Consider the following 25,467-nt stretch of genomic DNA (forward strand, 5'->3'; position numbering starts at 1 on the left):
GCGCGGGGTCACGATTTCCCCAAGTCGGGTCAGCCGGCCCGGCCCGCGCCGTCCTCGTCGTCGTAGGACTCCTCGCCATCATCCTCGCCGAGGTCCCACTCCGGCGAATCCGGGTCGTAGTCGATCCGCTCGGCACTCCATGAGGCCTGCAGGAGTTCGATACCGGGGACCTCACTGACCAGGCTGAACGGATCCACCAACTGCGCGAGGGCCTCCGCGGAGTCCTCGGTCACAGCGCTCTCGGCGTGTACCCGTTCCTCGGCCGGCATATCGGCCTCGTCCGAAATCCTGTGCAGCGCGGCCCCGGTGACCGCCTTTTCGTCGTCGACCTCAAGAACGAGTTCGACCCGAAGCCGGACAAACCGTGACGTCTCTGGAGTGCTCATGTCCGGAGGGTACGGCTTTCGGCTCCCGTGACTTTCCTGTGACCCGCGACTTTCACTAACATCGCACCACACGGCCAATTCGCCAGCGCCACAAGGGGATCGATATTCCGTGTCATCCGCGCTCCGTCCGTTGCTGACCGCCACCGCCGCGGGCACCCTGCTGGGTGCCCTGTGGTTCGTCCCCTCCGCCAACGCGTCGTCGGACACGCCGACCGGGGACGCGCCGCCGGCGACTCCGTCCCCGCAGGTCACCACGCAGGCAAGAGTCGTCTCCGGCGCCACGTCGGCCTCACTGGACACCACGGGCCAGGACGTCCGGCTCGCGGACACCGGCAGCTTCGACAGCACCCCATACATCATCGGCGGCACGGCCAGCCTCGCCCTCGGCGCGGGCTTCGTCGCCTATTCGGTGCGCCGCGAACGGCTGGACTTCTAGGCGCCCCGTCCGCTTCGGGCCGGGGCGGCACCCTCCGGGTCCCGTGGGGTACCGCCAGAGCCCGCGACGGACCGCCACGGACCCCGGCCCGGTCAGCGCAGCGGCCCGGTGACCGTCTCCACGGCGGCGACCAGCCGCCCGTCGCGGACGAACGCGTCCGCCGCCGCGAGATCCGGCGCCAGATACCGGTCCGGTCCCGGGCCGCCCACACCCGCTTCCCGCACGGCCTCGACGACCGCCCGGGTGGCCGGAGCCGGCGTCAGCCCTTCCCGCAGTTCCACGGCCCGCGTGGCGGCGTACAGCTCCACCGCGAGGACCCGGGTGAGGTTGTCGACGGCCGTACGGAGTTTGCGCGCCGCCGACCAGCCCATGGAGACATGGTCCTCCTGCATCGCGGAGGACGGGATCGAGTCCGCCGACGCCGGTACGGCGAGCCGCTTCAACTCGCTGACCAGGGCGGCCTGGGTGTACTGAGCGATCATCAGCCCGGAGTCCACACCGGGGTCGTCGGCGAGGAACGGCGGCAGTCCGTGGCTCCGGTTCTTGTCCAGCAGCCGGTCGGTGCGGCGCTCGGCGATGGACGCCAGGTCGGCGACGGCGATGGCGAGGAAGTCCAGGACGTAGGCGACCGGCGCCCCGTGGAAGTTGCCGTTGGACTCCACCCGCCCTCCCCCGGAGCCAGGAGCCTGGGAGGTGTCCCCGGCCAGCACCACCGGATTGTCCACGGCGGCGGCGAGTTCGCGCTCCGCGACCAGGCGGGCGTGGGCCAGGGTGTCCCGTCCGGCGCCTGCGACCTGCGGGGCGCAGCGCACGGAGTAGGCGTCCTGGACCCGCGGGGCGTCGTCCTGGTGATGCCCCGTCAGTCCCGAACCGCGCAGTACGGCGAGCATGTTGGCGGCGCTGGCGGCCTGGCCCGGGTGCGGGCGGATGGCGTGCAGTTCGGGGGCGAGCACCTTTTCGGTGCCGAGCAGGGCCTCCAGGCTGAGGGCGGCGGTGACATCGGCGGACCGGTAGAGGAGGTCGAGGTCGGCGAGCGCCATGACCAGCATGCCGAGCATGCCGTCGGTGCCGTTGAGAAGGGCGAGCCCTTCCTTCTCGCGCAGTTCGACGGGCCGGATGCCGTGCTCGGCGAGAAGCTCACCCGCCGGCCGCACCGTCCCGTCGGGGCCCTCGGCCTCTCCCTCGCCCATGAGGGTGAGGGCGCAGTGGGACAGCGGGGCCAGGTCGCCCGAGCAGCCGAGGGAGCCGTACTCGTGGACGACCGGGGTGATCTGGGCGTTCAGCACGTCGGCCATGGTCCGCGCGACCTCCGGCCGGACGCCGGTGCGCCCGGAGCAGACCGTCTTCAGCCGCAGGAACATCAGCGCGCGGACGACCTCCCGCTCCACCCGCGGCCCCATCCCGGCGGCGTGCGAGCGGACGATGTTGCGCTGCAGCCGGGCGCGCAGCTCCGGACTGATGTGCCGGGTGGCCAGGGCGCCGAAGCCGGTGCTCACCCCGTACACGGGCTCCGGCTTGGCGGCCAGGGCGTCCACGATCTCGCGGGCGGCGGCGAGGGCGGCGATCGCCTGCGCGGACAGTTCGACGCGGGCACCGCCGCGCGCCACGGCGAGCACGTCGGACGCGGTCGCACCCGACGTCCCCACCACCACAGTGTGCATATCCATATTCAGGAGCGTACGCAGTGAATTGAGCGATGTCACCCCCGGACGCGCCCCGCGCCCCTTACCGGAGCACCGGAACGCTACGGCGCATGCCGCCCCCGGAACCGGCGCCGCTCCCCGTCCGCCGCCCGCGACGGCTCGTCCGCGAGCCGTACGACCGGGTCCTTCGGCCCCTCCCGCCCGGCGACCACGGGATGAGCGGACCGCTCGGCCTTGGCCCGGTACTGTGCGGCGTCCGCCAGCCGGAACAGCCGCCGGGCGGAGCGCACCGGCCCGACGGGGTCCCCGGTGGAGGCCACCCCGCAGGCGACGCCCTCCCCGATACCCAGCTCCATGGCCCGCCGGCACACCTCGTCGGCGGTCTTGACCACCTCGTCGGCCGGCGGCCCCACGGCCAGCAGACAGAACTCGTCCCCGCCGAGCCGCGCCGCCAGGGCGCCGGGCAGCATGGCCCCGCACAGCGACAGCACGGTCCCGAACCGCTCCAGCAACCGGTCCCCCACGGCGTGCCCCAGCGTGTCGTTGACCCGCTTCAGCCCGTTCAGATCGCACACCACCAGGCTGACCACGGCACCGTCCCGCCGGTGCCGCTCCACCGCCTCGTCGAGCCGGGTGTCCACCGCGCGCCGGTTGGCCAGCCCGGTCAGCGCGTCCGTGAAGGCGAGCCGGCGCGCCTCCTCCAGCCGCTCGGTCTGCGCGATCCCCGCCGCCACCACGGCCGCCAGCACGGTCGCGAAGTCGGCGTCGCCCCGCCCGAAGACGGGCACACCGGCCGGCCGGGCTATGTACAGCTCGCCCCACGCCCGCCCGTGCAGCACGATGGGCGCGACCACACAGCAGCCGCGACCCCGCCGCCTGAGGGCCGCGACCCGCTGATGGCAGTACTCCGCCGGACCCGCCGAGGGCCCTCCCGCGGTCTCCACCCACGCGTCGGGCTCGCCGCCGCCCGCCCACCGCTCATGGAGGAACTCGGTGATCTCGGCGAACTGATGCACCGGATAGGACTCGTCCTCCGGGAACTCCTCCTCCCCCTCGGCCAGCTCCCCGGCATTCACCAGGACGCGCAGCCGCCCCAGCTCCCGCTCCCACACCGACAGCGCGGCGAAGCTCCCGCCCAGCGCCCGGCAGGCACCGACGGCCGCGGCCCGCCAGGACTCCCGCGAACTGTGCGCGGCGGCCATGCCCTGAGCCAGCGCCACCACGGCCGCCAGCCGGCTCTCCTCACCCATGTCCCCAGATTAGGTATATTCCGGCGAACCGGGACATCAAGGCGGTGGCCCCCAGCTCCGCGCCGCTACTCCCCTGGCCACTGCGGCCTGCGCTTCTCGTTGAAGGCGGCCACCCCTTCCGCCCGGTCCCCCGAGAACGCCACGGACCGCCAGGCGGCGTCCTCGACCTCGAGCCCGGCGGACAGGTCCAGCCCGTGCCCGAGCCGCAGCGCCCGCTTGGCCGCCCGCAGCCCCACCGGCGAGTTCGCCGCGATCCGGGACGCCATGGCCAGCGCCTCCTCCCGGTCCCGCCCCTCGTCCACCAACTGATCGACCAGCCCCAGCTCCCGGGCCTCACCGGCCTCCACCCGCCGCGCCGTGAAGATCAGCTCGGCGGCCCGCGCCGCCCCCACCCTGCGCGGCAGCAACTGCGTACCGCCCCCGCCCGGGATCACCCCGACGGACACCTCCGGCAGCCCCATCACGGCCGTACGGTCCGCCACGATCACATCGCACGACAGGGCCAGCTCGAAGCCGCCCCCCAGCGCGAACCCGTGAACGGCCGCCACCGCGGGCACCGGCAGTTCGAGGACCCCGGTGTAGGCCCCGCGCGCCACGGGCCGCTGGCGCACCAGATCGGCGTCGCTGAAGGAATCGCGCTCCTTCAGGTCGGCGCCCACACAGAACGCCCGCTCGTGCGACGAGGTCAGCACCACCGCCCGTACGTCACGGTCCGCGCCGAGTGCCGCACAGGCGGCGGCGATCGAGCGGGCCATCTCCGTCGACACCGCGTTCATGGCCTTGGGGCGGTCGAGGACGAGCTCCGCGACATGCCCCCGCTCGTGCCGGCGCACCAGCACGAACTCCCCGAACCGTTCCTCACTCATGACGCCCTCCGGTTAACGCGGGTTAACTTCTCGCTCGTCCCGATCATCGCAGCCGTGCCCGCCGGCGAAAAGGGCGCGTGCCCGGTTCCCCTGTCACCCCCCGCCCACCCGTTCGAGTGACATCCGGCCGACTCCGGCCGCGCCCCTCACCCAGAGGCATAGCTTGCGCACACCGCGTCACGCGGCAGGGGAGGGAAGGCCATGACACCGAAGAGTCCGCCGCCGAAGAGTCCGCCGGCACCACGCACCGCCGCACCCCTGTCCCGCATCCGGGGCCGTCACCGCAGGCCCCGCCCCCGCAAGGCGCTCCTGGCCGCGAGCGGTCTGGCCCTGGCCGCGGGCGCCGTGACCCTGGTCCGTCTGGCCTCCGCCCCCGACGGCGGGACGGGCATCGCGACGGAAGCGGCCCCCCACCCCGCGGCCTCACCCACCCGGGCCGGCCGGCCCACCGGCCCGCCCGCCGGAGCACCCGCCGGAGCGCCTCCCGCGTCCCCGGCCACGCGGTCCCCGAAGGACGACGCGTCCTCCCCCGAAACCCTGGGCGGCAAGAACGCGGTCCCCCTCACCCCGCCCGGACCGCCCTCGCGCCCCCGGGTCCCGGTCCCCACCACGATCCCGGAGACGGCGGACACCCCGTCACCCGGGCCCGCGACGAGCCACGCCCCCGCCACTCCACCCGGCCGGCCCGGCCCACCGGGCCCACCGCCCGTCCACGGGCAGCAGGAACCACCCCCGCACCGGCCGGACAGCCCGGTCCCCGCCCCGCCCGCAGATCCCGGGCTGTGCATACCGGTCATCGGTCTCTGCGTGGGCGGCGGACAGCCGCGCCAGCCGGAGGACTAGGAAGGGGAGGAAGAGGCGGAAGCGGGCGGAGCCTCGTTCCGCCGGGTGAGCAGCCACGGCTCCACCACACCGAGCCCACGCACCGGCCGCTGCCACATCGGCTGGAGCGCGAACCGGTACACCGGCGGCTCCTCGCCCTCCTTCTCCGCCGCGGTGACGGCTTCGGCGGCCGCGGCCTCGGAGGCGGGCGCGTCCCCGGTACGGATCAGCTCCTCGGCGAACGCGGCGTCGACGAGCACGGCGTCACGGGGAGCTATGGAGGTGAGCCGGGAGGCCAGATTCACCGTCGTACCGAACACATCGCCCATCCGGGTGGTCACCGTGCCGAACGCCATGCCGACCCGCAGCTCCGGCATGGTCTCGTCGTTCGCCATGGTCTCGACCAGCCGCAGGGCGATCTCCGCGGCGGTACCCGCGTCATCGGCGGCGTAGAGCACCTCGTCACCCAGCGTCTTGATGAGCCGTCCGCCCCGAGCGGCGACCAGATCGGCGGCGGTGGTCTCGAAGGCCTCGACGAGTTCGCCGAGCTCCTCCTCCTCCATGCGCCGGGTCAGCCGGGTGAATCCCACCAGGTCCGCGAAGGCGACGGCCAGCCGCCGGTCGACCATCTCCTCGTCGTCGGCCCCCTGCACCACGCGCCCGGCGGAAGCGGCGAGCTGCCGGCGCCAGACGTAGACCAGGAACTCCTCCAGCTCGGGCAGGAGCAGCTCGACGATCGGGTACGTCACCTCGGTACGGGTCATCCCCGGCTCGGGCGGCTCGGTCAGCCCTTCCAGGAACGAATCGATCTGCCATTCGGCCAACCGGGCGGTGGTCTGCCCGGTGGAACGCGCCACCTGCACCGCCATGGCCTCGCTGAGCAGCCCCGCCTCCACCAGACCGGCGAGCCTGCGCAGCGCGAGGACGTCCGCCTCCGTCAGGGCCTTGGCCTGTCCGACGTCGGCGAAACCCATGGCCCGCCAGAAGCGGGTGGCCAGCTCCATCGTCACACCGGCGCTGCGGGCCGCCTGGAACGGTGTGTAGCGGCGGTCGGCGCCCAGAATGAGCTGCTCGAGGCGCAGAGCAAGCGGATCCTCGCCGGCGCCCTGCGCTTCCGCACCGGAACCCGAGTCGTCGACGGTCACGCGTTTGTTGCCCTTCCGATCTGCCACGGCCCTGTATCGACCGGCCCCAACTCTACGGCAGGTGTGCGCCAGCTCACTCCGTTCGGTTGGGCCGGAGGTGCGGGTGACGGACGGTTCGCCGGGTGCCGGCCGGGGTGCGCGGTGCCGCCTCGCACGCGCGGGTGCCCGGCATCCCACCGCACGGTGTTCCCCCGGCCGGACGTACGACGCGCACCGGACCGGACCGCACAACGCGCCGCGGGAACGGTTCGCCGGGTGCCGGCCGGGGTGCGCGGTGCCGCCTCGCACGCGCGGGTGCCCGGCATCCCACCGCACGGTCTTCCCCCGGCCGGACGTACGACGCGCACCGGACCGGACCGCACGACGCGCCGCGGGCACGGTTCGCCGGGTGCCGGCCGGGTGCGCGGTGCCGCCTCGCACGCGCGGGTGCCCGGCATCCCACCGCACGGTGTTCCCCCGGCCGGACGTACGACGCGCACCGGACCGGACCGCACAACGCGCCGCGGGNGGGTGCGCGGTGCCGCCTCGCACGCGCGGGTGCCCGGCATCCCACCGCACGGTGTTCCCCCGGCCGGACGTACGACGCGCACCGGACCGGACCGCACAACGCGCCGCGGGCACGGGCACGGGCACGGGCGTCAGCCCACGTCACCCGTCGGGCGCAGGTGGATGATGTCGCCCGCTCCCACCGGCTCCTGCACACCCTCCTCCGTGGCCAGCACCAGCCGCCCGTCCCCGTCCACCGCGACCGCCTCCCCCACCAGCGCCCGGTCCCCCGGCAGCTCCGCCCGCACCCGCCGCCCGAGCGTCGCGCATCCCGCCGCGTACGTCTCCTGCAGTCCGCACTCCCCCGCGTCCCCGCCCGCGGCCCGCCAGCGCCCGTACCACTCCTCCAGCGCCCGCAGCATCCCCCGCAGCAGGGGATCCCGGTCCGTGGCCACCGCCCCCGCCAGCGCCAGCGACCCCGCGGCCGGCACCGGCAGCTCATCGGCCCGCAGGCTCACATTGATCCCGACTCCGATCACCACCGCGTCGTCCCCGGCGCGCTCCGCCAGGATCCCGCCGGCCTTGCGCTCCCCGCCCTCCACCGTGACCAGCACGTCGTTCGGCCATTTCAGGGCCGTATCGACGCCCGCCGCCCGCGACAGCCCGGTCGCCACCGCGACACCGGTGAGCAGGGGCAGCCAGCCCCACCGAGCCACCGGCACCTCGGCGGGCCGCAGCAGCACGGAGAAGAACAGCCCCGAGCGGGCCGGCGCCGTCCACCGCCGGTCGAGCCGCCCCCGCGCGGCGGTCTGCTCCTCGGCGACCAGGACGGTTCCCTCCGCCACCTCGCCCTGGCCGGCCCGGCTCACCAGGTCGGAGTTGGTGGACCCGGTGCGCTGCACCACCTCCACCTCCCGCCACAGAGACCCCTCGCGCACCAGTCCCCGGCGCAGCGCGGCGGAGTTGAGCGGTGGCCGGTCCAGATCGGACCACCGGCCGCGGGCGGAAGCGGAGTCATCTCGGGGCGTCATGCAACCCACACTAGGTGTGGGAAACACCGCACTGCCGAACGGAGGGCGCACTACTACGCTACGGATGAGTAACCGTCCCCCCTTTTGAGCAGGCAGGGAGCCGCATCCCGATGTCCGAGCCGGAAGAGCAGCAGCCCGACATTCGCACGACCGCGGGCAAGCTCGCGGATCTTCAGCGTCGCATCGAAGAGGCGACGCACGCCGGCTCCGCACGCGCCGTCGAAAAACAGCACGCCAAGGGCAAGCTGACCGCCCGTGAGCGGATCGGCCTCCTGCTCGACGAGGCCTCCTTCGTCGAACTGGACGAGTTCGCCCGGCACCGCTCCACCAACTTCGGCCTCGACGCCAACCGTCCGTACGGCGACGGCGTCGTCACGGGTTACGGCACCGTCGACGGCCGCCCGGTCGCCGTCTTCTCCCAGGACTTCACCGTCTTCGGCGGCGCCCTCGGCGAGGTCTACGGCCAGAAGATCGTCAAGGTGATGGACTTCGCCCTCAAGACCGGCTGCCCCGTCATCGGCATCAACGACTCCGGCGGCGCCCGCATCCAGGAGGGCGTGGCCTCCCTCGGCGCGTACGGCGAGATCTTCCGCCGCAACACCCACGCCTCCGGTGTGATCCCGCAGATCAGCCTGGTCGTCGGCCCGTGCGCGGGCGGCGCGGTGTACTCCCCGGCGATCACCGACTTCACGGTCATGGTGGACCAGACGTCCCACATGTTCATCACGGGACCGGACGTGATCAAGACCGTCACCGGCGAGGACGTCGGCTTCGAGGAGCTGGGCGGCGCCCGTACCCACAACGCGACCTCCGGCGTGGCCCATCACATGGCCGGCGACGAGAAGGACGCGATCGAGTACGTCAAGCAGCTTCTCTCCTACCTCCCCTCCAACAACCTCTCGGAGCCCCCGGCCTTCCCGGAGGAGGCGGACCTGGCGGTCACCGACGAGGACCGCGAACTCGACACGATCGTCCCTGACTCGGCGAACCAGCCCTACGACATGCACACCGTCATCGAGCACGTGCTCGACGACGCCGAGTTCCTCGAGACCCAGCCCCTCTTCGCGCCGAACATCCTCACGGGGTACGGCCGGGTCGAGGGCCGCCCCGTCGGCATCGTCGCCAACCAGCCGATGCAGTTCGCCGGCTGCCTGGACATCACCGCGTCCGAGAAGGCGGCCCGCTTCGTCCGTACCTGTGACGCCTTCAACATCCCGGTGATCACCTTCGTGGACGTCCCGGGCTTCCTGCCCGGCGTGGACCAGGAGCACGACGGCATCATCCGCCGCGGCGCCAAGCTGATCTTCGCCTACGCCGAGGCCACGGTCCCCCTGATCACGGTCATCACCCGCAAGGCCTTCGGCGGCGCGTACGACGTCATGGGGTCCAAGCACCTGGGCGCCGACCTCAACCTCGCCTGGCCCACCGCCCAGATCGCGGTGATGGGCGCGCAGGGCGCGGTCAACATCCTGCACCGCCGCACCATCGCCGGCTCGCAGGACCCGGACGAGGCCCGCGCGAGGCTGATGCGGGAGTACGAGGACGCCCTCCTCAACCCCTACGTCGCGGCGGAACGCGGCTACGTCGACGCGGTGGTCATGCCGTCCGACACCCGCCGCCACCTCGTCCGGGGCCTGCGTCAGCTCCGCACCAAACGCGAGAGCCTGCCCCCGAAGAAGCACGGCAACATCCCCCTGTAGAGCCGCAGTAAGGAGCCGCTGTGATCAAGGTCGTACGGGGCAACCCGACCCCGGAGGAGCTGGCCGCCGCACTGGCGGTGGTCCGGGTGCGCGCCGCTGCGGCGTCCGCCGTGCCGTCCGGCGCGCCCGCACCCCGCGACGCCTGGTCCGACCCGTCCCGCATCGCCGCCCACCGGCTGCCCCGGCCGGGGCCGACGGCGTGGAGCCGCTCCTCCTGGCCGGGCTGAGGCCCGCTGCCGCGGGTCCGGGTGCGGCCCCGCCGTACCCGGGCACCGCGGAGGAACGCGGGGCGCCGATCTGAGTACGCCTACTCAGGCGCCCCGCCCCGCCGGGCCGCACGCTGGTGTCATGCTGTGGTCCGACCCGGAGAACGAACCGCCCGAAGAACTGCGCGACATGCAGGGCATGCTGCGGCGGCTGAGCGTTCTCCTGGCCCTGGCCATGGTGCTGGCGATGCTCGTGATCGGCGTGAGGTGATGCGGTCCGGTCCGGGTGACTAACCTGAGCGCATGACTGCTCAGCGCCCCAGGCGGCTCGTACTCGCCTCCCAGTCCCCTGCCCGGCTCGGACTGCTCCGCCAGGCCGGACTGGCGCCCGAGGTGATCGTCAGCGGGGTCGACGAGGACGCCGTCACCGCCCCCACCCCCGCCGAACTGGCGCTCGCCCTGGCCGAGGCCAAGGCCTCCGTCGTCGCCGCGAAGCCCGAGGTCAAGGGTGCGCTGGTGATCGGCTGCGACTCGGTGCTGGAACTGGACGGCCGGCCCCTCGGCAAGCCCGCGGACGCCGAGGAGGCCACCGCACGGTGGAAGGCCATGCGGGGCCGCGCGGGCACCCTCCAGACCGGCCACTGCGTCTACGACACCCTCAGCGGCCGGTACACCTCCGCCACCGCCTCCACCGTCGTCCGCTTCGGTGACCCCACGGACGACGAGATCGCCGCCTACGTCGCCTCCGGCGAACCGCTGCACGTCGCCGGGGCGTTCACCCTGGACGGCCGCTCGGCACCGTTCATCGACGGCATCGACGGCGACCACGGCAACGTGATCGGCATCAGCCTGCCCCTGCTGCGCCGGCTGCTCGCCCGACTCGGCGTCGGCATCACGGAACTGTGGGCGCCGCCGGAGGAGTGAGCGGAGAGCCGCCGGTGCGGCCCGGGCCCCCGGGGCCCTCCGTCCCGCCGGTACCGTCCGTGCCGCCGGGCCCGTCCATGCCGCCGGCACCCCCGGTACCGCCGTCGGGAGCGGCACCGGCGGTGGTGTCGCCCGCGTGGCCGTCGTACGTCATCAGGAGCAGCACGATCAGCCCGAGTACACCCACCATGAACACGAAGGCGGTCCAGCCGACCAGGCCCCACGCGAACGCTCCCAGCAGCCCGTGCACCACCGCGGCGCTGATCAGCAGCACCCTGCCGGATCCCGCCGGCGCGCGGTCGCGCAGGGCGGCGAGCAGGGCCACCAGCCCGCACAGGGCGAGGTAGAGCCCGAAGACGATGCCGCCGATCTTCGAGGACACCGACATCATGTGCGGGTCGAGGCCCGCCAGCGACATGTCCTGCCGGTCCACGACGACGCCCAGGAACCAGTTCACCGCCGCGATGCCGAGCGCCTCCGCGAACAGCACGAGCGCCACGACCCCCGCCACCGGTCTGCGCACCACCGGTCCCCACCCACTTTCGAGCACGACTGTGGTTACCCCGAGTATGTTCGGGCCGACCGGAAGGCTACTAACGGGTATACCTCGGTACAAGGGGTCTGCGAGGGGCAAAGAACCATTGGGCCATTCGTAGGGACTCCACAAAGAAACAGAGTGGGCCGCAGCACGCTCTCACAGAGACCTTGACCACACAGGGCCGCTAGGGTTTCCGGGAAGAGTCCTGCGTACCTAGGTGCGACAAGGGATTTCACGGGTCGAGCCAGCCGCGCATCACGCTCCGTGTGGGCAAGCTCACCACTGGGGACGGGTCGTAGTGCCGTGTCGGCAGTCCCTAAACTCGGCTTGTTTCAAGGAGGGAGCCTCAATCGTGCGCAAGGTGCTCATCGCCAACCGTGGCGAAATCGCTGTCCGCGTGGCCCGGGCCTGCCGGGATGCCGGAATCGCGAGCGTTGCCGTCTACGCAGAACCGGACCGGGACGCGTCGCATGTCCGCGCCGCGGATGAGGCGTTCGCCCTGGGCGGTGACACTCCGGCCACCAGCTACCTCGACATGGACAAGGTGCTGAAGGCCGCGCGGGAGTCCGGCGCGGACGCCGTCCACCCCGGCTACGGCTTCCTTTCCGAGAACGCCGAGTTCGCCCAGGCGGTGCTGGACGCGGGGCTGACCTGGATCGGTCCGCCGCCGCAGGCCATCCGCGACCTCGGCGACAAGGTCGCCGCCCGGCACATCGCACAGCGCGCGGGTGCTCCGCTGGTCGCGGGTACACCCGATCCGGTGAGCGGGGCGGAGGAGGTCGTCGCCTTCGCCGAGCAGCACGGGCTGCCGATCGCCATCAAGGCCGCCTTCGGTGGCGGCGGGCGCGGACTGAAGGTGGCCCGCACCCTCGAGGAGGTGCCGCAGCTCTACGACTCGGCCGTCCGTGAGGCGGTCGCCGCGTTCGGCCGGGGCGAGTGCTTCGTCGAGCGCTACCTGGACAAGCCGCGGCACGTGGAGACGCAGTGCCTGGCGGACCGTCACGGCAACGTGGTCGTCGTGTCCACGCGTGACTGCTCCCTCCAGCGCCGGCACCAGAAGCTGGTCGAGGAGGCTCCGGCGCCGTTCCTGTCGGACGCCCAGGTCGCCGAGCTGTACTCGGCGTCGAAGGCCATCCTCAAGGAGGCCGGTTACGTCGGTGCGGGCACCGTGGAGTTCCTGGTCGGTGTCGACGGGACGATCTCGTTCCTCGAGGTCAACACGCGTCTGCAGGTGGAGCACCCGGTGACCGAGGAGGTCGCCGGTATCGACCTGGTGCGGGAGATGTTCCGTATCGCCGACGGCGAGGAGCTGGGCTACGACGATCCCGTGCTGCGCGGCCACTCCTTCGAGTTCCGGATCAACGGTGAGGACCCGGGCCGGGGCTTCCTGCCCGCCCCGGGCACGGTCACGACGTTCGCCCCGCCGTCCGGGCCGGGTGTCCGGCTGGACGCGGGTGTCGAGACCGGCTCGGTCATCGGACCGGCGTGGGACTCGCTGCTGGCCAAGCTGATCGTCACCGGCCGTACGCGCCGGGAGGCGCTGGAGCGGGCCGCCCGTGCGCTGGAGGAGTTCCAGGTCGAGGGCATGGCCACGGCGATCCCGTTCCACCGCGCGGTGGTGAGGGACCCGGCGTTCGCTCCCGAGCTCACGGGCTCCGCCGACCCGTTCACGGTGCACACCCGGTGGATCGAGACGGAGTTCGTCAACGAGATCAAGCCGTTCGCCGCCGGTGTGGACGCGGAGGCCGAGGAGGACGCGGGCCGCGAGACGGTGGTCGTCGAGGTCGGCGGGAAGCGGCTCGAGGTCTCCCTGCCTGCGTCCCTGGGCATGTCACTGGCCCGTACGGGCCTGGCCGCCGGCGCCAAGCCGAAGCGGCGGGCGGCGAAGAAGTCCGGGCCGGCGGCTTCGGGCGACACCCTCGCGTCCCCGATGCAGGGCACGATCGTCAAGATCGCGGTGGAAGAGGGCCAGGAGGTCAAGGAGGGCGACCTCGTCGTCGTCCTGGAGGCCATGAAGATGGAGCAGCCCATCAACGCGCACCGCTCGGGCACGGTCAAGGGCCTGAGCGCGGAGGTGGGGGCGTCGGTGACCTCCGGCGCGGCCATCTGCGAGATCAAGGACTGACCCGTCCTCACCGTCCGGCGGGCCGCTCCACGGGCCCGCCGGGCGCGAGTGCGGGCCGTCCGTCGGTCGTACTCGAGCGCAGTCGAGAGAGGGGTGAGGAGCCGAGAGAGGGGGCGGCACCCTCGCCGGCGCCGGGCTGCGCTCACACCTCCGCCCCGCACCGACACCGGGTCACCCGTCGGGCCACCGGGGGGTACAGGCTCCCGCCATCGGGCGCGCCCCTGCCAGGAGCCGGGGCCGGGCCGGACCCGTCAGCACCCCCGCCCGCGCAGCGAACCCTCACCGCCTCCGAAGATCGGCCACCCGCGCCGCGCGCTCGGCCCCCTGTCCGGGCCCCTGGTCCGCCGCCGCGCCCAGCGCCACGGCCGCACGCAGTCCGGGGCCCTGCCGCCGCGGTCCGGGAAGCGGGACGTCCCGGCGCTGGCGGGACGACGGCGGCCCGTCACCCCCCGGGCCCGCGGCACCTCCGGGCGCCCCCGCCACCGCGATCTGCACACCCTGGTCGGCGAGCGCCTGGAGCTCGGTCGCCGCACGGTCGTCGTGCGCCGGCGGCTCGTCCGTCACCAGGCGGGTGATCAGATCGGTCGGCACGGTCTGGAACATCGTGTCCGTGCCGAGCTTCGTGTGGTCGGCGAGGACCACCACCTCCGCCGCGGCCTGCACAAGCGCCCGGTCGACGGAGGCCGACAGCATGTTGGACGTGGACAGACCGCGCTCGGCGGTCAGGCCGCTACCGGAGAGGAACGCCCGCGAGACCCGCAGGCCCTGCAGGGACTGCTCGGCCCCGCTGCCGACGAGGGCGTAGTTCGAACCGCGGAGCGTACCGCCGGTCATCACCACCTCCACCCGGTTGGCGTGGGCCAGCGCCTGGGCGACCAGGAGCGAATTGGTGACGACCGTGAGGCCGGGCACCCGGGCGAGCCGGCGGGCCAGCTCCTGCGTGGTGGTACCCGCGCCGACCACGATGGCCTCGCCCTCTTCCACGAGGTTCGCGGCGAGGTCGGCGATCGCGGTCTTCTCGGCGGTCGCGAGATGGGATTTCTGCGGAAAACCGGACTCTCGCGTGAAACCGCCCGGAAGTACCGCACCGCCGTGCCGGCGGTCGAGGAGTCCTTCTGCCTCCAGCGCGCGCACGTCCCGCCGTACGGTCACTTCGGAGGTCTGGACGACACGGGCGAGCTCACGGAGCGACACGGCCCCGTTCGCTCGCACCATTTCGAGGATCAATTGGCGACGTTCTGCAGCGAACACGAAACTGACAGTAACGCCGACGACCGTCTGCTTTCAGCAGTTTGCGCTGAATAGCAGAAGTTGTTCGCACGGCCCCACACCAAGTGGTATAGGCCCCGTACGTCAGTGGCGACGCCCCGTGACCGGCGAGACGCGGGTTTTGGCCATCAGGCCTCCGCGCCCGACTTCCGCGTGTGCAGCTGCCGCGCGACCTCGGCGATCGAGCCCGACAAGGACGGGTACACGGTGAATGCCTTGGCGATCTGCTCGACGGTCAGGTTGTTGTCGACCGCGATCGAGACGGGGTGGATGAGCTCCGAGGCGCGCGGCGCCACGACCACACCGCCCACCACGATGCCGGTGCCCGGACGGCAGAAGATCTTCACGAAGCCGTCCCGGATGCCCTGCATCTTGGCCCGCGGGTTGCGCAGCAGCGGCAGCTTGACCACCCGGGCGTCGATCCTGCCGCCGTCGACATCGGACTGGGTGTAACCGACGGTGGCGATCTCGGGGTCGGTGAAGACGTTCGACGAGACCGTCTTGAGATTCAGCGGGGCGACCGCGTCGCCCAGGAAGTGGTACATGGCGATACGGCCCTGCATCGCCGCCACCGAGGCGAGCGCGAAGACACCCGTCACGTCACCGGCGGCGTACACGCCGGGGGCGGTGGTCCGCGAGACCTTGTCGGTCCAGATGTGGCCCGAGTCCCGCAGCCTGACCCCGGCCTCCTCCAGGCCCATGCCCTCCGAGTTCGGGATGGCGCCCACGGCCATCAGACAGTGCGATCCGGTGATGACCCGCCCGTCGTCGAGGGCCACCTCCACCCGGTCGCCGACCCGCTTGGCGGACGCGGCACGGGAGCGCGCCATGACGTTCATCCCCCGGCGGCGGAAGACGTCCTCCAGCACGGCGGCCGCGTCCGGGTCCTCACCCGGCAGCACCCGGTCGCGCGAGGACACCAGCGTCACCTTCGACCCGAGCGCCTGGTAGGCACCGGCGAACTCGGCGCCCGTGACGCCGGAGCCGACCACGATGAGCTCCTCGGGCAGCTCGTCCAGGTCGTACACCTGCGTCCAGTTGAGGATCCGCTCGCCGTCGGGCCGGGCGTCGGGCAGCTCGCGCGGGTGACCGCCGGTGGCGATGAGCACGGCGTCCGCGGTGAGCGTCTCCTCGCTCCCGTCGGCGGCGCGCACCACGACCTTGCGCGACCCGTCGAGCCCCTGCATGCCCTCCAGCCGGCCGCGCCCGCGCAGCACCCGTGCCCCGGCGCGGGTCACGGAGGCGGTGATGTCGTGCGACTGGGCCAGGGCGAGCCGCTTCACCCGCCGGTTGACCTTGCCCAGGTCCACACCCACCACTCTGGCCGCCTGCTCCAGCGGCGGGGTGTCGTCGGCGACGATGATGCCCAGCTCCTCGTAGGAGGAGTCGAAGGTGGTCATCACCTCGGCCGTGGCGATCAGAGTCTTGGACGGCACGCAGTCGGTGAGCACCGACGCCCCGCCCAGGCCGTCGCGGTCGACGACGGTCACCTCCGCGCCGAGTTGCGCGGCGACCAGCGCCGCTTCATATCCGCCGGGTCCGCCACCGATGATCACGATCCGAGTCACGTACTCCATTGTCCCGCACACTTCACCGAGCGACCGCCCGGGGGCGGCAGCCGTGGCCCCGCTGTTACCGGAGTGGCCCGCGTGCCGCCTGCCGTACCCTTCCCCATATGTCGCTCTACGCCGCGTACGCCGGCAACCTCGACGCGCGGCTGATGTCCCGCCGCGCCCCGCACTCGCCGCTGCGCGCCACCGGCTGGCTGAACGGCTGGAGGCTGACGTTCGGGGGCGAGCACATGGGCTGGCAGGGCTCCCTCGCCACCCTGGTCGAGGACCCGATCTCCCAGGTCTTCGTGGCGCTCTACGACATCGCCCCGATGGACGAGGAGTCGCTGGACCGCTGGGAGGGGGCGGGCGGCCTCGAGCTCTACCGCCGCACCCGGGTCCGCGCCCACACCCTGGACGGCGAGGAGCAGGCCTGGACCTACGTCCTGAACAGTTACGAGGGCGGTCTTCCCTCGGCCCGGTATCTCGGGGAGATCGCCGACGCCGCCGAGTCCGCGGGCGCGCCCCACGACTATGTGATGGAGCTGCGCAAGCGCCCCTGCTGAGGTCCGTCCACCGGAAACGACACGACAACGATCGCCAACCCGGCGCCTTCGGCATCTACGCGCGTAGGCGAATACCGGCTACCCTCGACGACGTGAACGCTTCTCTTCTTCCGGACGACATCCAGGGCGACCCCTACGCCGCAGCCGACGCCGCCGCCGCGCGCCTGCGTGAACTCACGGGCGCCGAGACCCACGACGTCGCCCTCGTGATGGGCTCCGGCTGGGCCCCGGCCGTGGACGCCCTCGGCACGCCCGAGGCCGAGTACCCGGTCACCGAGCTGCCCGGCTTCCCGGCGCCGGTGGTCGAGGGCCACGGGGGCAAGATCCGCTCCTACCGCATCGGTTCCAAGCGCACCCTGGTCTTCCTCGGCCGTACGCACTACTACGAGGGCCGCGGCGTCGCGGCGGTCGCGCACGGCGTCCGTACGGCGGTGGCGGCGGGCGCCAAGACGATCGTCCTGACCAACGGCTGCGGCGGCCTGCGCCCGGGCATGCGCCCCGGCCAGCCGGTCCTGATCAGCGACCACATCAACCTCACGGCCACGTCACCGATCGTCGGCGCGAACTTCGTCGACCTCACCGACCTGTACTCGCCGCGGCTGCGGGCGCTGTGCAAGGAGATCGACGCGAGCCTGGAGGAGGGCGTCTACGCCCAGTTCCCCGGCCCGCACTACGAGACTCCGGCGGAGATCCGCATGGCCCGGGTCATCGGGGCGGACCTGGTCGGCATGTCGACGGTCCTCGAGGCGATCGCCGCACGGGAGGCCGGGGCCGAGGTGCTCGGTATCTCGCTGGTCACCAACCTCGCCGCCGGTATGACGGGCGAGCCCCTCAACCACGAGGAGGTCCTCCAGGCGGGCCGCGACTCCGCTACGCGGATGGGCTCGCTGCTGACCCAGGTCCTGGGGCGCCTGTAAGCGCGGGACGAGGTGTCCGGCGGCGGTTCGCGAGACCCCGCCGCACCCACGCGGCGCGCCCCCGGCGGAGCGTCACCGCATGACACCCTGACAGACCACGACCGAGAGAGGCCGAAACCGAACGTGGCAGACGACGCCCTCATCGCACAGGCGCGGGCATGGCTCGCCGAGGACCCCGACCCGGACACCCGCGGGGAACTCGCCCGTCTCATCGACACCGGCGACCACGCCGAGCTCACCGCGCGCTTCGCCGGCACCCTCCAGTTCGGCACCGCCGGCCTCCGGGGCGAACTCGGCGCCGGCCCGATGCGCATGAACCGCTCCGTGGTCATCCGCGCCGCCGCCGGCCTCGCCGCGTACCTCAAGAAGCACGGCACCCCCCACGGGGACGACACGGCCGGCCTCGTCGTCATCGGCTACGACGCCCGCCACAAGTCCCGTGACTTCGCCGAGGACACCGCCGCCGTCATGACCGGCGCCGGCCTCCGGGCGGCCGTCCTCGACCGCCCCCTCCCCACCCCCGTCCTCGCCTTCGCCATACGGCACCTCGGCGCGGTCGCCGGCGTGGAGGTCACCGCCAGCCACAACCCGCCCCGGGACAACGGCTACAAGGTGTACCTCGGCGACGGCTCCCAGATCGTCCCCCCGGCCGACGCCGAGATCGCCGCCGAGATCGCCGCCGTCGCCTCCCTCACCGCCGTCCCCCGCCCCACCGAAGGCTGGGAGACCCTGGACGACACCGTCCTGGACGCCTACCTCGCCCGGACGGACGCGGTCCTGGCCAAGGGTTCCCCCCGCACGGCCCGCACCGTCTACACGGCGATGCACGGCGTCGGCAAGGACGTCCTCCTCGCCGCGTTCGCCCGCGCGGGCTTCCCCGCCCCGCTCCTCGTCGCGGAGCAGGCCGACCCCGACCCGGAGTTCCCGACCGTCGCGTTCCCCAATCCGGAGGAGCCCGGCGCGATGGACCTCGCCTTCGCGAAGGCCCGCGAGACCGGCCCCGACCTGGTCATCGCCAACGACCCGGACGCCGACCGCTGCGCCGCGGCCGTCAAGGACGGCCCCACCGACGCGGACTGGCGGATGCTGCGCGGCGACGAGGTCGGCGCGCTCCTCGCCGCCCACCTGGTCCGCCGCGGAGCGACCGGCACCTTCGCCGAGTCGATCGTGTCGTCCTCCCTCCTCGGCCGCATCGCGGAGAAGGCGGGCCTCCCCTACGAGGAGACCCTGACCGGCTTCAAGTGGATCGCCAGGGTCGAGGGCCTGCGCTACGGCTACGAGGAGGCGCTCGGCTACTGCGTCGACCCGGACGGCGTACGGGACAAGGACGGCATCACGGCGGCGCTGCTCCTCACGGAACTGGCGTCCGAGCTCAAGGAGGAGGGCCGCACGCTCCTCGGCCTCCTCGACGACCTCGCCGTCGAGCACGGTCTGCACGCCACCGACCAGCTCTCGGTCCGTGTGCAGGACCTCGGCGTCATCGCCTCCGCGATGCGCCGCCTGCGCGAGCAGCCGCCCACACGGCTGGGCGGTCTGCGCGTGACCGGGGCCGAGGACCTGGCCGAGGGGACGGAGAAGCTGCCGCCCACCGACGGTCTGCGCTACACCCTGGACGGCGCGAGGGTCGTGGTCCGCCCGAGCGGCACGGAGCCGAAGCTGAAGTGCTACCTGGAGGTGGTCGTCCCGGTCGCGGCGACGACGGACCTCCCCGGAGCCCGCGCCGAGGCGACCTCACTCCTCGCCCGGATCAAGCGGGACCTGTCCGAGGCCGCCGGTATCTGAGGAACCACGCGGGGCGGACCACTCGCCCCGCGTACCTCACCCGACATCCGACATCCGGCGCCTGACGCCGGACACCGGGCGCCGGACGCCCATCACCCCACAGCCAGCAGGACCGCCAGCAGCACGGCCCCCGCGACGGCCGGCCCCGCGATCTCGTAGGCCCACCGCACGGTCACCTCACCCTGCGCGGTCCCGACCTCCTGCCGCTGCTCGTGCAGCTCACGCATCTCGGCCATGGCCCGGTCGCCCTCCGGCTGCCTGGGCGCCTCGGTCCCGCCCCCGGGAACGAGCCCGCGGCCGCCGCTCCGGCCCGCACGCCCTCCGCTCTCGGCGCGGGACGCCTGCGCGGCGGCCCGCGCCTCCTGCCGTGCCGCCCTGCTCCGGGCCCGCAGGGATACCGGAAGGGCCCACAGCTGGTACTTCGTACCGGATGTGTCGATGACCTCGTTGGAGAAGCCGGAGCGCAGCGAGGCGACCTCCCCCCAGGGCAGCACGATCACACGGAACGGGTTGCGGACGCGGAGCCGGTCGTCGTTGACGTAGACGGCGGGCCGCAGGGTGTAGGCGACGACCAGCGGCACGAGGAGGAGCATCGTGGCGAGGGCGAACCACGGGGTGCGGCCCTCTCCGGCGACCACGGCGTCGATGCCGAGCCAGCCGATGATGGCGAGCAGCAGCACGCCGCCGACCAGACCGGCGGGCGACCGGTAGATCCGGTCCTGGTACTGGGGTGTCGCGGGACCGGAAGGCTTCGTGGGCTCCGGGCCGGGCGACTGGGGGTCGGGGCTCGTCATGCCCCCGATTCTGCACGACGCCGCGGCGGACCTGGTACGCGGCGGAAGCCACGCACGGTCCCCGGCGCCTCCCCGTACCGGCACCCCGGCCCCGAGCCCCACGAGATGCCCCTCGGGGCTGTACAGCAGCTACGCGCGTAGATATGCTCGTCTGGTGACCATGCCCATCACTGCACCCCACGCTCTCAGCGACGTCACCGCGTCCGACGGCACGCTGCGCCGTTTCCTCCACGGGCTGCCCGGCGTCGACGCGGTAGGCCTGGAGGCGCGCGCCGCCTCCCTCGGCACCCGCTCGATCAAGACGACCGCGAAGGCGTTCGCCATCGACCTCGCCATCTCGATGGTCGACCTGACGACGCTGGAAGGCGCGGACACCCCGGGCAAGGTCCGGGCGCTCGGCGCGAAGGCGGTCCGCCCCGACCCGTCCGACCGCTCGGCGCCCGCCACGGCCGCAGTCTGTGTCTACCCCGACATGGTGGCCACGGCGAGGGAGGCGGTGGCCGGCTCGGACGTCAAGGTCGCCTCCGTCGCCACGGCGTTCCCGGCCGGCCGCGCCCCGATCGCCGTGAAGCTGGCGGACGTCCGCGAGGCCGTCGCCGCCGGCGCCGACGAGATCGACATGGTCATCGACCGCGGAGCGTTCCTCGCGGGGGACTACCGGAAGGTGTTCGACGAGATCACCGCCGTGAAGGAGGCCTGCGGGACCGGCGCCCGCCTCAAGGTGATCTTCGAGACGGGCGAGCTGTCGACGTACGACAACATCCGCCGGGCGAGCTGGCTCGGCATGCTGGCCGGGGCCGACTTCATCAAGACCTCGACCGGCAAGGTCGCCGTCAACGCGACCCCCGCGAACACCCTCCTCATGCTGGAGGCGGTCCGCGACTTCCGCGCCCAGACCGGCGTCCAGGTCGGTGTGAAGCCGGCCGGCGGCATCCGCACGACCAAGGACGCCGTCAAGTTCCTGGTCCTGGTCAACGAGACCGCGGGCGAGGACTGGCTGGACAACCACTGGTTCCGCTTCGGCGCCTCCTCGCTGCTGAACGACCTGCTGATGCAGCGCCAGAAGCTGGCCACCGGCCGCTACTCCGGCCCCGACTACGTGACGGTGGACTGATCACCATGGCACCTGTTTTTGACTACGCGCCGGCGCCCGAGTCCCGCTCGGTCGTCGACATCGCCCCGTCGTACGGCCTGTTCATCGACGGCGAGTTCACCGAGGCCGCCGACGGCAAGGTCTTCAAGACCGTCTCGCCCTCCACCGAGGAGGTCCTCTCCGAGGTCGCCGAGGCGGGTGAGGCGGACGTCGACCGCGCGGTGAAGGCGGCCCGCAAGGCGTTCGAGAAGTGGTCGGCGCTCCCGGGCTCCGAGCGCGCGAAGTACCTGTTCCGGATCGCCCGGATCATCCAGGAGCGCAGCCGCGAGCTCGCCGTCCTCGAGACCCTCGACAACGGCAAGCCGATCAGGGAGACCCGCGACGCGGACCTCCCGCTGGTCGCCGCGCACTTCTTCTACTACGCGGGCTGGGCCGACAAGCTCGACCACGCCGGCTACGGCGCGGACCCGCGCCCCCTCGGCGTGGCCGGCCAGGTCATCCCCTGGAACTTCCCGCTCCTGATGCTGGCGTGGAAGATCGCCCCGGCCCTCGCGACCGGCAACACGGTCGTCCTGAAGCCCGCCGAGACCACTCCCCTGTCGGCGCTGTTCTTCGCGGACATCTGCCGCCAGGCGGGCCTGCCCCGGGGTGTCGTCAACATCCTGACCGGTGACGGCCGCGCCGGCGCCGCGCTGACCGCCCATCCCGACGTGAACAAGGTCGCCTTCACCGGCTCGACCGCCGTCGGCAAGCAGATCGCGCGCACGGTCGCGGGCACCCGCAAGAAGCTGACGCTCGAACTGGGCGGCAAGGGCGCCAACATCGTCTTCGACGACGCGCCGATCGACCAGGCCGTCGAGGGCATCGTCACCGGCATCTTCTTCAACCAGGGCCAGGTCTGCTGCGCGGGCAGCCGCCTCCTGGTCCAGGAGTCGATCCACGACGAGCTGCTGGACTCCCTCAAGCGCAGGCTCACCACCCTGCGTCTCGGCGACCCGCTGGACAAGAACACCGACATCGGCGCGATCAACTCCGCCGAGCAGCTGGCCCGGATCACCGCGCTGGCGGACCAGGGGGAGGCGGAGGGCGCCGAGCGCTGGTCCCCGGCCTGCGCACTCCCGGAGAACGGCTACTGGTTCGCTCCGACGCTGTTCACGAAGGTCACCCAGGCACACACGGTCGCCCGCGACGAGATCTTCGGCCCGGTCCTGTCCGTCCTCACCTTCCGCACGCCCGACGAGGCCGTCGCCAAGGCCAACAACACCCCGTACGGCCTGTCGGCGGGCATCTGGACGGAGAAGGGTTCGCGCATCCTGGCGGTCGCGAACAAGCTCCGCGCGGGCGTCGTCTGGTCCAACACGTTCAACAAGTTCGACCCGACCTCGCCGTTCGGCGGGTACAAGGAGTCGGGCTTCGGCCGCGAGGGCGGTCGCCACGGCCTGGAGGCGTACCTCGATGTCTGACCGACTCACCGTACTGAAGACCTACAAGCTGTACGTCGGGGGGAAGTTCCCGCGTTCGGAGAGCGGCCGGGTGTACGAGGTGACGGACTCGAAGCAGAAATGGCTGGCCAACGCCCCGCTCGCCTCCCGCAAGGACGCCCGTGACGCGGTGGTCGCCGCGCGCAAGGCGTTCGGCGGCTGGTCCGGCGCGACGGCGTACAACCGCGGCCAGATCCTCTACCGCGTCGCGGAGATGCTTCAGGGCCGCAGGGACCAGTACGTCCGTGAGGTGGCCGACGCCGAGGGCCTGTCGAAGTCGAAGGCCGGCGACCAGGTGGACGCGGCGATCGACCGCTGGGTCTGGTACGCGGGCTGGACCGACAAGATCGCCCAGGTGGTCGGCGGCGGCAACCCGGTCGCGGGCCCGTTCTTCAACCTGTCCTCCCCGGAACCGACGGGCGTGGTGACCGTGCTGGCCCCGCAGGAGTCGTCCTTCCTGGGCCTGGTCTCGGTACTCGCTCCCGTCATCGCCACCGGCAACACGGCGGTCGTGATCGCGAGCGAGAAGTCCCCGCTCCCCGCGCTCTCCCTCGGCGAGGTGCTGGCCACCTCCGACCTCCCCGGCGGCGTCGTCAACATCCTCTCCGGCCGCACGGCGGAGATCGCCGCCCCGCTCGCCTCCCACCAGGACGTCAACGCGATCGACCTCGCGGGCGCGGACGAGAAGCTGGCGAAGGAACTGGAGATCGCGGCCGCGGACAACCTCAAGCGCGTTCTTCGTCCACAGCCTGTGGACAACTGGTCGGCGACCCCCGGCACGGACCGCATGACGGCGTTCCTGGAGACCAAGACGGTCTGGCACCCGACGGGCTCCCTGGGAGCGTCGGGCTCCGCGTACTGACACCGAGCCGCCGTCCGGCCGTCGCAGCCCGCGCCCTCAGGGATCCGGGCGACGCCGCCTCACCGCCGGAGCGCCGTACTCCACCTCCGTCCGGGAGGGGTACGGCGCTCTGCCGCGTTCCCGCCCGGTCAGCCCCTCAGCGCGTCCGTCGCCGGTCCGGCCACCGGGACGGCACCGACCGACGGCGCCTGGGCGACCGGCCCTGTCACCTCCCGGGAGTCCACCGACCGGAAGTCGGCGACCTGGGTGCCGACGCCGTTGTCGAGCGGGTCCACCCCCGTGCCGGCGAGCGGGTTGGGCTTGAGGTCCGCGACGGTGCCCACGACCTGGCCGGCGCCGTCCAGCAGCGTCCCGGAGTCCGCGGCCGCCGCCGTCGCCGCACCGCCGCCGAGCGCCACGCCCGCCGTCGCCAGGACCGCGAGGGCACGCCGGGCGGTCGGCATCTTGGGTGCCTTGTGTCGGGCCATCGCTGTGCCACCTATTACCTTCGCTGGGTGATCGGTTCGTCGCGAAGAGTAGTGGATGTGTGACACGCGCTTCAAAGCCGGGGTCCGGGGTCGTACGCCGCCCGGCCGATGCCCCAGACTGGTGTCCCGTGAGTCCCCAGTCGCCCATACCCGCGCGAGTCGTGCTGCTCTGCGGCCCCTCCGGCTCCGGCAAGTCCCTTCTCGCGGCCCGCTCCGGCCTTCCGGTGCTGCGCCTCGACGACTTCTACAAGGAGGGTGACGACCCGACCCTCCCCCTGGTCGCGGGGAGCTCCGACATCGACTGGGACCACCCCGGCTCCTGGGACGCGGACGTCGCCGTCGCCGCGATCGACCGGCTGTGCCGCGAGCGTCGCACACAGGTTCCCGTCTACGACATCGCGCTGAGCGCCCGTACGGGTGAGGCGCCCCTCGACATCGGCGGCACCCCGCTGTTTATCGCGGAGGGCGTCTTCGCCGCGGAGATCGTCACCCGCTGCCGGGAGCTGGGGCTGCTGGCCGACGCCCTCTGCCTGAGCCGGGGTCCGGTGCGGACGTTCCGGCGGCGCTTCCTGCGGGATCTCCGGGAGGGACGCAAGTCGGTGCCGTTCCTGCTGCGCCGCGGCTGGCGGCTGATGCGGCTGGAGCGGTCGATCATCGCCCGCCAGACGGCGCTGGGCGCGTACGCCTGCGGCCGGGACGAGGCGCTGGACCGGCTGGCGAAGGCCGCGGTCGCCGGGCGTTCACGGACGCCGGGGCCGGGCGCGGCGGATCAGGTCCGGATCGATCCGATGAGGCGGTCGGGGATCGACCATTCGGCGAGGTAGAGGGCGACCGCGAACACGGGGGCGGGTACGGCGCCGGCAGGCTGCGACGCACCCCGGCGCAGGCGGGCGCCGACGGGCGCCGACGGGCGCGGGCGCACGAAAGAGCGGGACCGCGTGACGGGCCCCCCGGCCCTGCGCAGTCCCGCTGTTTCGCACTCCCCCGTGCTTCCCCCGTACCCCCGTGTCCCCCCTCGGACCCTTGGTGCGTCCCCCCGCGGGCCGTGGTCGTCCGGAACTCCCCGAATCCCGGACCCCCGATTCCCCCGTGCGCCTGGAGGGTTTCCCCCGTCCTCCAGGCTCCCCC

General features: G+C 72.8%; 25 protein-coding genes. 14 read left to right on the plus strand and 11 right to left on the minus strand.

Annotation, left to right across the window (positions count from 1 at the left end):
- Positions 1-29: 29 nt before the first annotated feature.
- Positions 30-386 (minus strand): hypothetical protein, encoded by a 357-nt coding sequence (locus HTV45_RS12055; RefSeq protein ID WP_251691919.1) that lies wholly within the window; start codon positions 384-386, stop codon positions 30-32.
- Positions 387-495: 109 nt separating this feature from the next.
- Between HTV45_RS12055 and HTV45_RS12060 the strand changes: the two genes are divergently transcribed.
- Complete coding sequence (locus HTV45_RS12060; protein ID WP_215205696.1) at positions 496-822, plus strand: hypothetical protein; 327 nt, start codon at positions 496-498, stop codon at positions 820-822.
- A gap of 92 nt (positions 823-914) precedes the next feature.
- Here the strand turns inward: HTV45_RS12060 and hutH are convergent, their stop codons facing one another.
- From hutH to HTV45_RS12075, 3 genes are all read right to left on the minus strand, one after another.
- Positions 915-2,483: a histidine ammonia-lyase gene (hutH, locus tag HTV45_RS12065; RefSeq protein ID WP_215205853.1), complete on the minus strand. Its 1,569-nt coding sequence runs from the start codon at positions 2,481-2,483 to the stop codon at positions 915-917.
- A gap of 83 nt (positions 2,484-2,566) precedes the next feature.
- A complete protein-coding gene (locus HTV45_RS12070; RefSeq protein ID WP_215205697.1) occupies positions 2,567-3,715 on the minus strand; it encodes a GGDEF domain-containing protein in 1,149 nt (382 codons plus the stop codon).
- A 65-nt stretch (positions 3,716-3,780) separates the two neighbouring features.
- Complete coding sequence (locus HTV45_RS12075) at positions 3,781-4,581, minus strand: enoyl-CoA hydratase/isomerase family protein (RefSeq protein ID WP_215205698.1); 801 nt, start codon at positions 4,579-4,581, stop codon at positions 3,781-3,783.
- Between the two features lie 201 nt (positions 4,582-4,782).
- Between HTV45_RS12075 and HTV45_RS12080 the strand changes: the two genes are divergently transcribed.
- Complete coding sequence (locus HTV45_RS12080; RefSeq protein ID WP_215205699.1) at positions 4,783-5,424, plus strand: hypothetical protein; 642 nt, start codon at positions 4,783-4,785, stop codon at positions 5,422-5,424.
- On the opposite strand, the gene HTV45_RS12085 is transcribed toward HTV45_RS12080, so the two are convergent.
- Positions 5,421-6,548, minus strand: coding sequence for an adenylate/guanylate cyclase domain-containing protein (locus tag HTV45_RS12085; protein ID WP_215205854.1), 1,128 nt, complete (start codon positions 6,546-6,548; stop codon positions 5,421-5,423). The two genes, HTV45_RS12080 and HTV45_RS12085, sit on opposite strands and share 4 nt — an antisense overlap.
- A 638-nt stretch (positions 6,549-7,186) precedes the next feature.
- A complete protein-coding gene (locus HTV45_RS12090; RefSeq protein WP_215205700.1) occupies positions 7,187-8,065 on the minus strand; it encodes a biotin--[acetyl-CoA-carboxylase] ligase in 879 nt (292 codons plus the stop codon).
- A 110-nt stretch (positions 8,066-8,175) separates the two neighbouring features.
- Here HTV45_RS12090 and HTV45_RS12095 point away from each other — a divergent pair, with 110 nt between their 5' ends.
- The 4 genes from HTV45_RS12095 (at position 8,176) to HTV45_RS12105 (ending at position 10,895) form a co-directional block, all read left to right on the plus strand.
- Positions 8,176-9,765, plus strand: coding sequence for an acyl-CoA carboxylase subunit beta (locus HTV45_RS12095; protein ID WP_215205701.1), 1,590 nt, complete (start codon positions 8,176-8,178; stop codon positions 9,763-9,765).
- 20 nt (positions 9,766-9,785) lie between these two features.
- Positions 9,786-9,992, plus strand: coding sequence for an acyl-CoA carboxylase epsilon subunit (locus tag HTV45_RS12100; RefSeq protein ID WP_215205702.1), 207 nt, complete (start codon positions 9,786-9,788; stop codon positions 9,990-9,992).
- 121 nt (positions 9,993-10,113) lie between these two features.
- Positions 10,114-10,242, plus strand: a complete 129-nt coding sequence (mmpB, locus tag HTV45_RS34815; RefSeq protein ID WP_285899634.1) for a morphogenic membrane protein MmpB — start codon at positions 10,114-10,116, stop codon at positions 10,240-10,242.
- A gap of 32 nt (positions 10,243-10,274) precedes the next feature.
- Positions 10,275-10,895, plus strand: coding sequence for a nucleoside triphosphate pyrophosphatase (locus HTV45_RS12105; protein ID WP_215205703.1), 621 nt, complete (start codon positions 10,275-10,277; stop codon positions 10,893-10,895).
- Here the strand turns inward: HTV45_RS12105 and HTV45_RS12110 are convergent.
- Positions 10,864-11,421: a hypothetical protein gene (locus HTV45_RS12110; RefSeq protein ID WP_215205704.1), complete on the minus strand. Its 558-nt coding sequence runs from the start codon at positions 11,419-11,421 to the stop codon at positions 10,864-10,866. The two genes, HTV45_RS12105 and HTV45_RS12110, sit on opposite strands and share 32 nt — an antisense overlap.
- Before the next feature lie 364 nt (positions 11,422-11,785).
- On the opposite strand from HTV45_RS12110, the gene HTV45_RS12115 reads away from it, so the two are divergent.
- Positions 11,786-13,558: a biotin carboxylase N-terminal domain-containing protein gene (locus HTV45_RS12115; RefSeq protein ID WP_215205705.1), complete on the plus strand. Its 1,773-nt coding sequence runs from the start codon at positions 11,786-11,788 to the stop codon at positions 13,556-13,558.
- Between the two features lie 279 nt (positions 13,559-13,837).
- On the opposite strand, the gene HTV45_RS12120 is transcribed toward HTV45_RS12115, so the two are convergent.
- Positions 13,838-14,809: a DeoR/GlpR family DNA-binding transcription regulator gene (locus HTV45_RS12120; RefSeq protein ID WP_215205706.1), complete on the minus strand. Its 972-nt coding sequence runs from the start codon at positions 14,807-14,809 to the stop codon at positions 13,838-13,840.
- Positions 14,810-14,955: 146 nt separating this feature from the next.
- The gene (locus HTV45_RS12125; protein WP_215205707.1) at positions 14,956-16,404 is read right to left on the minus strand and encodes an NAD(P)H-quinone dehydrogenase; all 1,449 of its coding nucleotides are present in this window, start codon (positions 16,402-16,404) and stop codon (positions 14,956-14,958) included.
- Between the two features lie 98 nt (positions 16,405-16,502).
- Between HTV45_RS12125 and HTV45_RS12130 the strand changes: the two genes are divergently transcribed.
- The 3 genes from HTV45_RS12130 to HTV45_RS12140 all read left to right on the plus strand — a co-directional run bounded on the left by HTV45_RS12130 (position 16,503) and on the right by HTV45_RS12140 (position 19,642).
- Positions 16,503-16,943 carry a gamma-glutamylcyclotransferase gene (locus tag HTV45_RS12130; RefSeq protein ID WP_215205708.1) on the plus strand — a complete coding sequence of 147 codons (441 nt, stop codon included), beginning with the start codon at positions 16,503-16,505 and terminating at the stop codon, positions 16,941-16,943.
- A 92-nt stretch (positions 16,944-17,035) separates the two neighbouring features.
- Positions 17,036-17,860 carry a purine-nucleoside phosphorylase gene (locus tag HTV45_RS12135; RefSeq protein WP_215205709.1) on the plus strand — a complete coding sequence of 275 codons (825 nt, stop codon included), beginning with the start codon at positions 17,036-17,038 and terminating at the stop codon, positions 17,858-17,860.
- A 123-nt stretch (positions 17,861-17,983) separates the two neighbouring features.
- The gene (locus tag HTV45_RS12140; protein WP_215205710.1) at positions 17,984-19,642 is read left to right on the plus strand and encodes a phospho-sugar mutase; all 1,659 of its coding nucleotides are present in this window, start codon (positions 17,984-17,986) and stop codon (positions 19,640-19,642) included.
- A 92-nt stretch (positions 19,643-19,734) separates the two neighbouring features.
- On the opposite strand, the gene HTV45_RS12145 is transcribed toward HTV45_RS12140, so the two are convergent.
- Positions 19,735-20,436, minus strand: coding sequence for a PH domain-containing protein (locus HTV45_RS12145; protein ID WP_215205711.1), 702 nt, complete (start codon positions 20,434-20,436; stop codon positions 19,735-19,737).
- Between the two features lie 160 nt (positions 20,437-20,596).
- Between HTV45_RS12145 and deoC the strand changes: the two genes are divergently transcribed.
- Genes deoC through HTV45_RS12160 form a run of 3 tightly spaced genes read left to right on the plus strand, consistent with a single transcriptional unit; the run spans position 20,597 to position 23,872 of the window.
- On the plus strand, positions 20,597-21,550 hold the full coding sequence (gene deoC / locus HTV45_RS12150; RefSeq protein ID WP_215205855.1) for a deoxyribose-phosphate aldolase: 954 nt from the start codon (positions 20,597-20,599) through the stop codon (positions 21,548-21,550).
- 5 nt (positions 21,551-21,555) lie between these two features.
- A complete protein-coding gene (locus tag HTV45_RS12155) occupies positions 21,556-22,992 on the plus strand; it encodes an aldehyde dehydrogenase family protein (protein WP_215205712.1) in 1,437 nt (478 codons plus the stop codon).
- Positions 22,985-23,872 (plus strand): aldehyde dehydrogenase family protein, encoded by an 888-nt coding sequence (locus HTV45_RS12160; RefSeq protein ID WP_215205713.1) that lies wholly within the window; start codon positions 22,985-22,987, stop codon positions 23,870-23,872. Before HTV45_RS12155 ends, HTV45_RS12160 begins: the two co-directional genes overlap by 8 nt.
- Before the next feature lie 128 nt (positions 23,873-24,000).
- Here the strand turns inward: HTV45_RS12160 and HTV45_RS12165 are convergent, their stop codons facing one another.
- Entirely contained in the window at positions 24,001-24,339 is a 339-nt protein-coding gene (locus tag HTV45_RS12165; RefSeq protein ID WP_215205714.1) for a hypothetical protein, read from the minus strand.
- Positions 24,340-24,398: 59 nt separating this feature from the next.
- Between HTV45_RS12165 and HTV45_RS12170 the strand changes: the two genes are divergently transcribed.
- Positions 24,399-25,163 carry a uridine kinase gene (locus HTV45_RS12170; protein WP_308309483.1) on the plus strand — a complete coding sequence of 255 codons (765 nt, stop codon included), beginning with the start codon at positions 24,399-24,401 and terminating at the stop codon, positions 25,161-25,163.
- Positions 25,164-25,467: the final 304 nt, after the last annotated feature.

The organism is Streptomyces sp. CHD11, from assembly GCF_018638295.1.
Classification (GTDB): Bacteria; Actinomycetota; Actinomycetes; order Streptomycetales; family Streptomycetaceae; genus Streptomyces.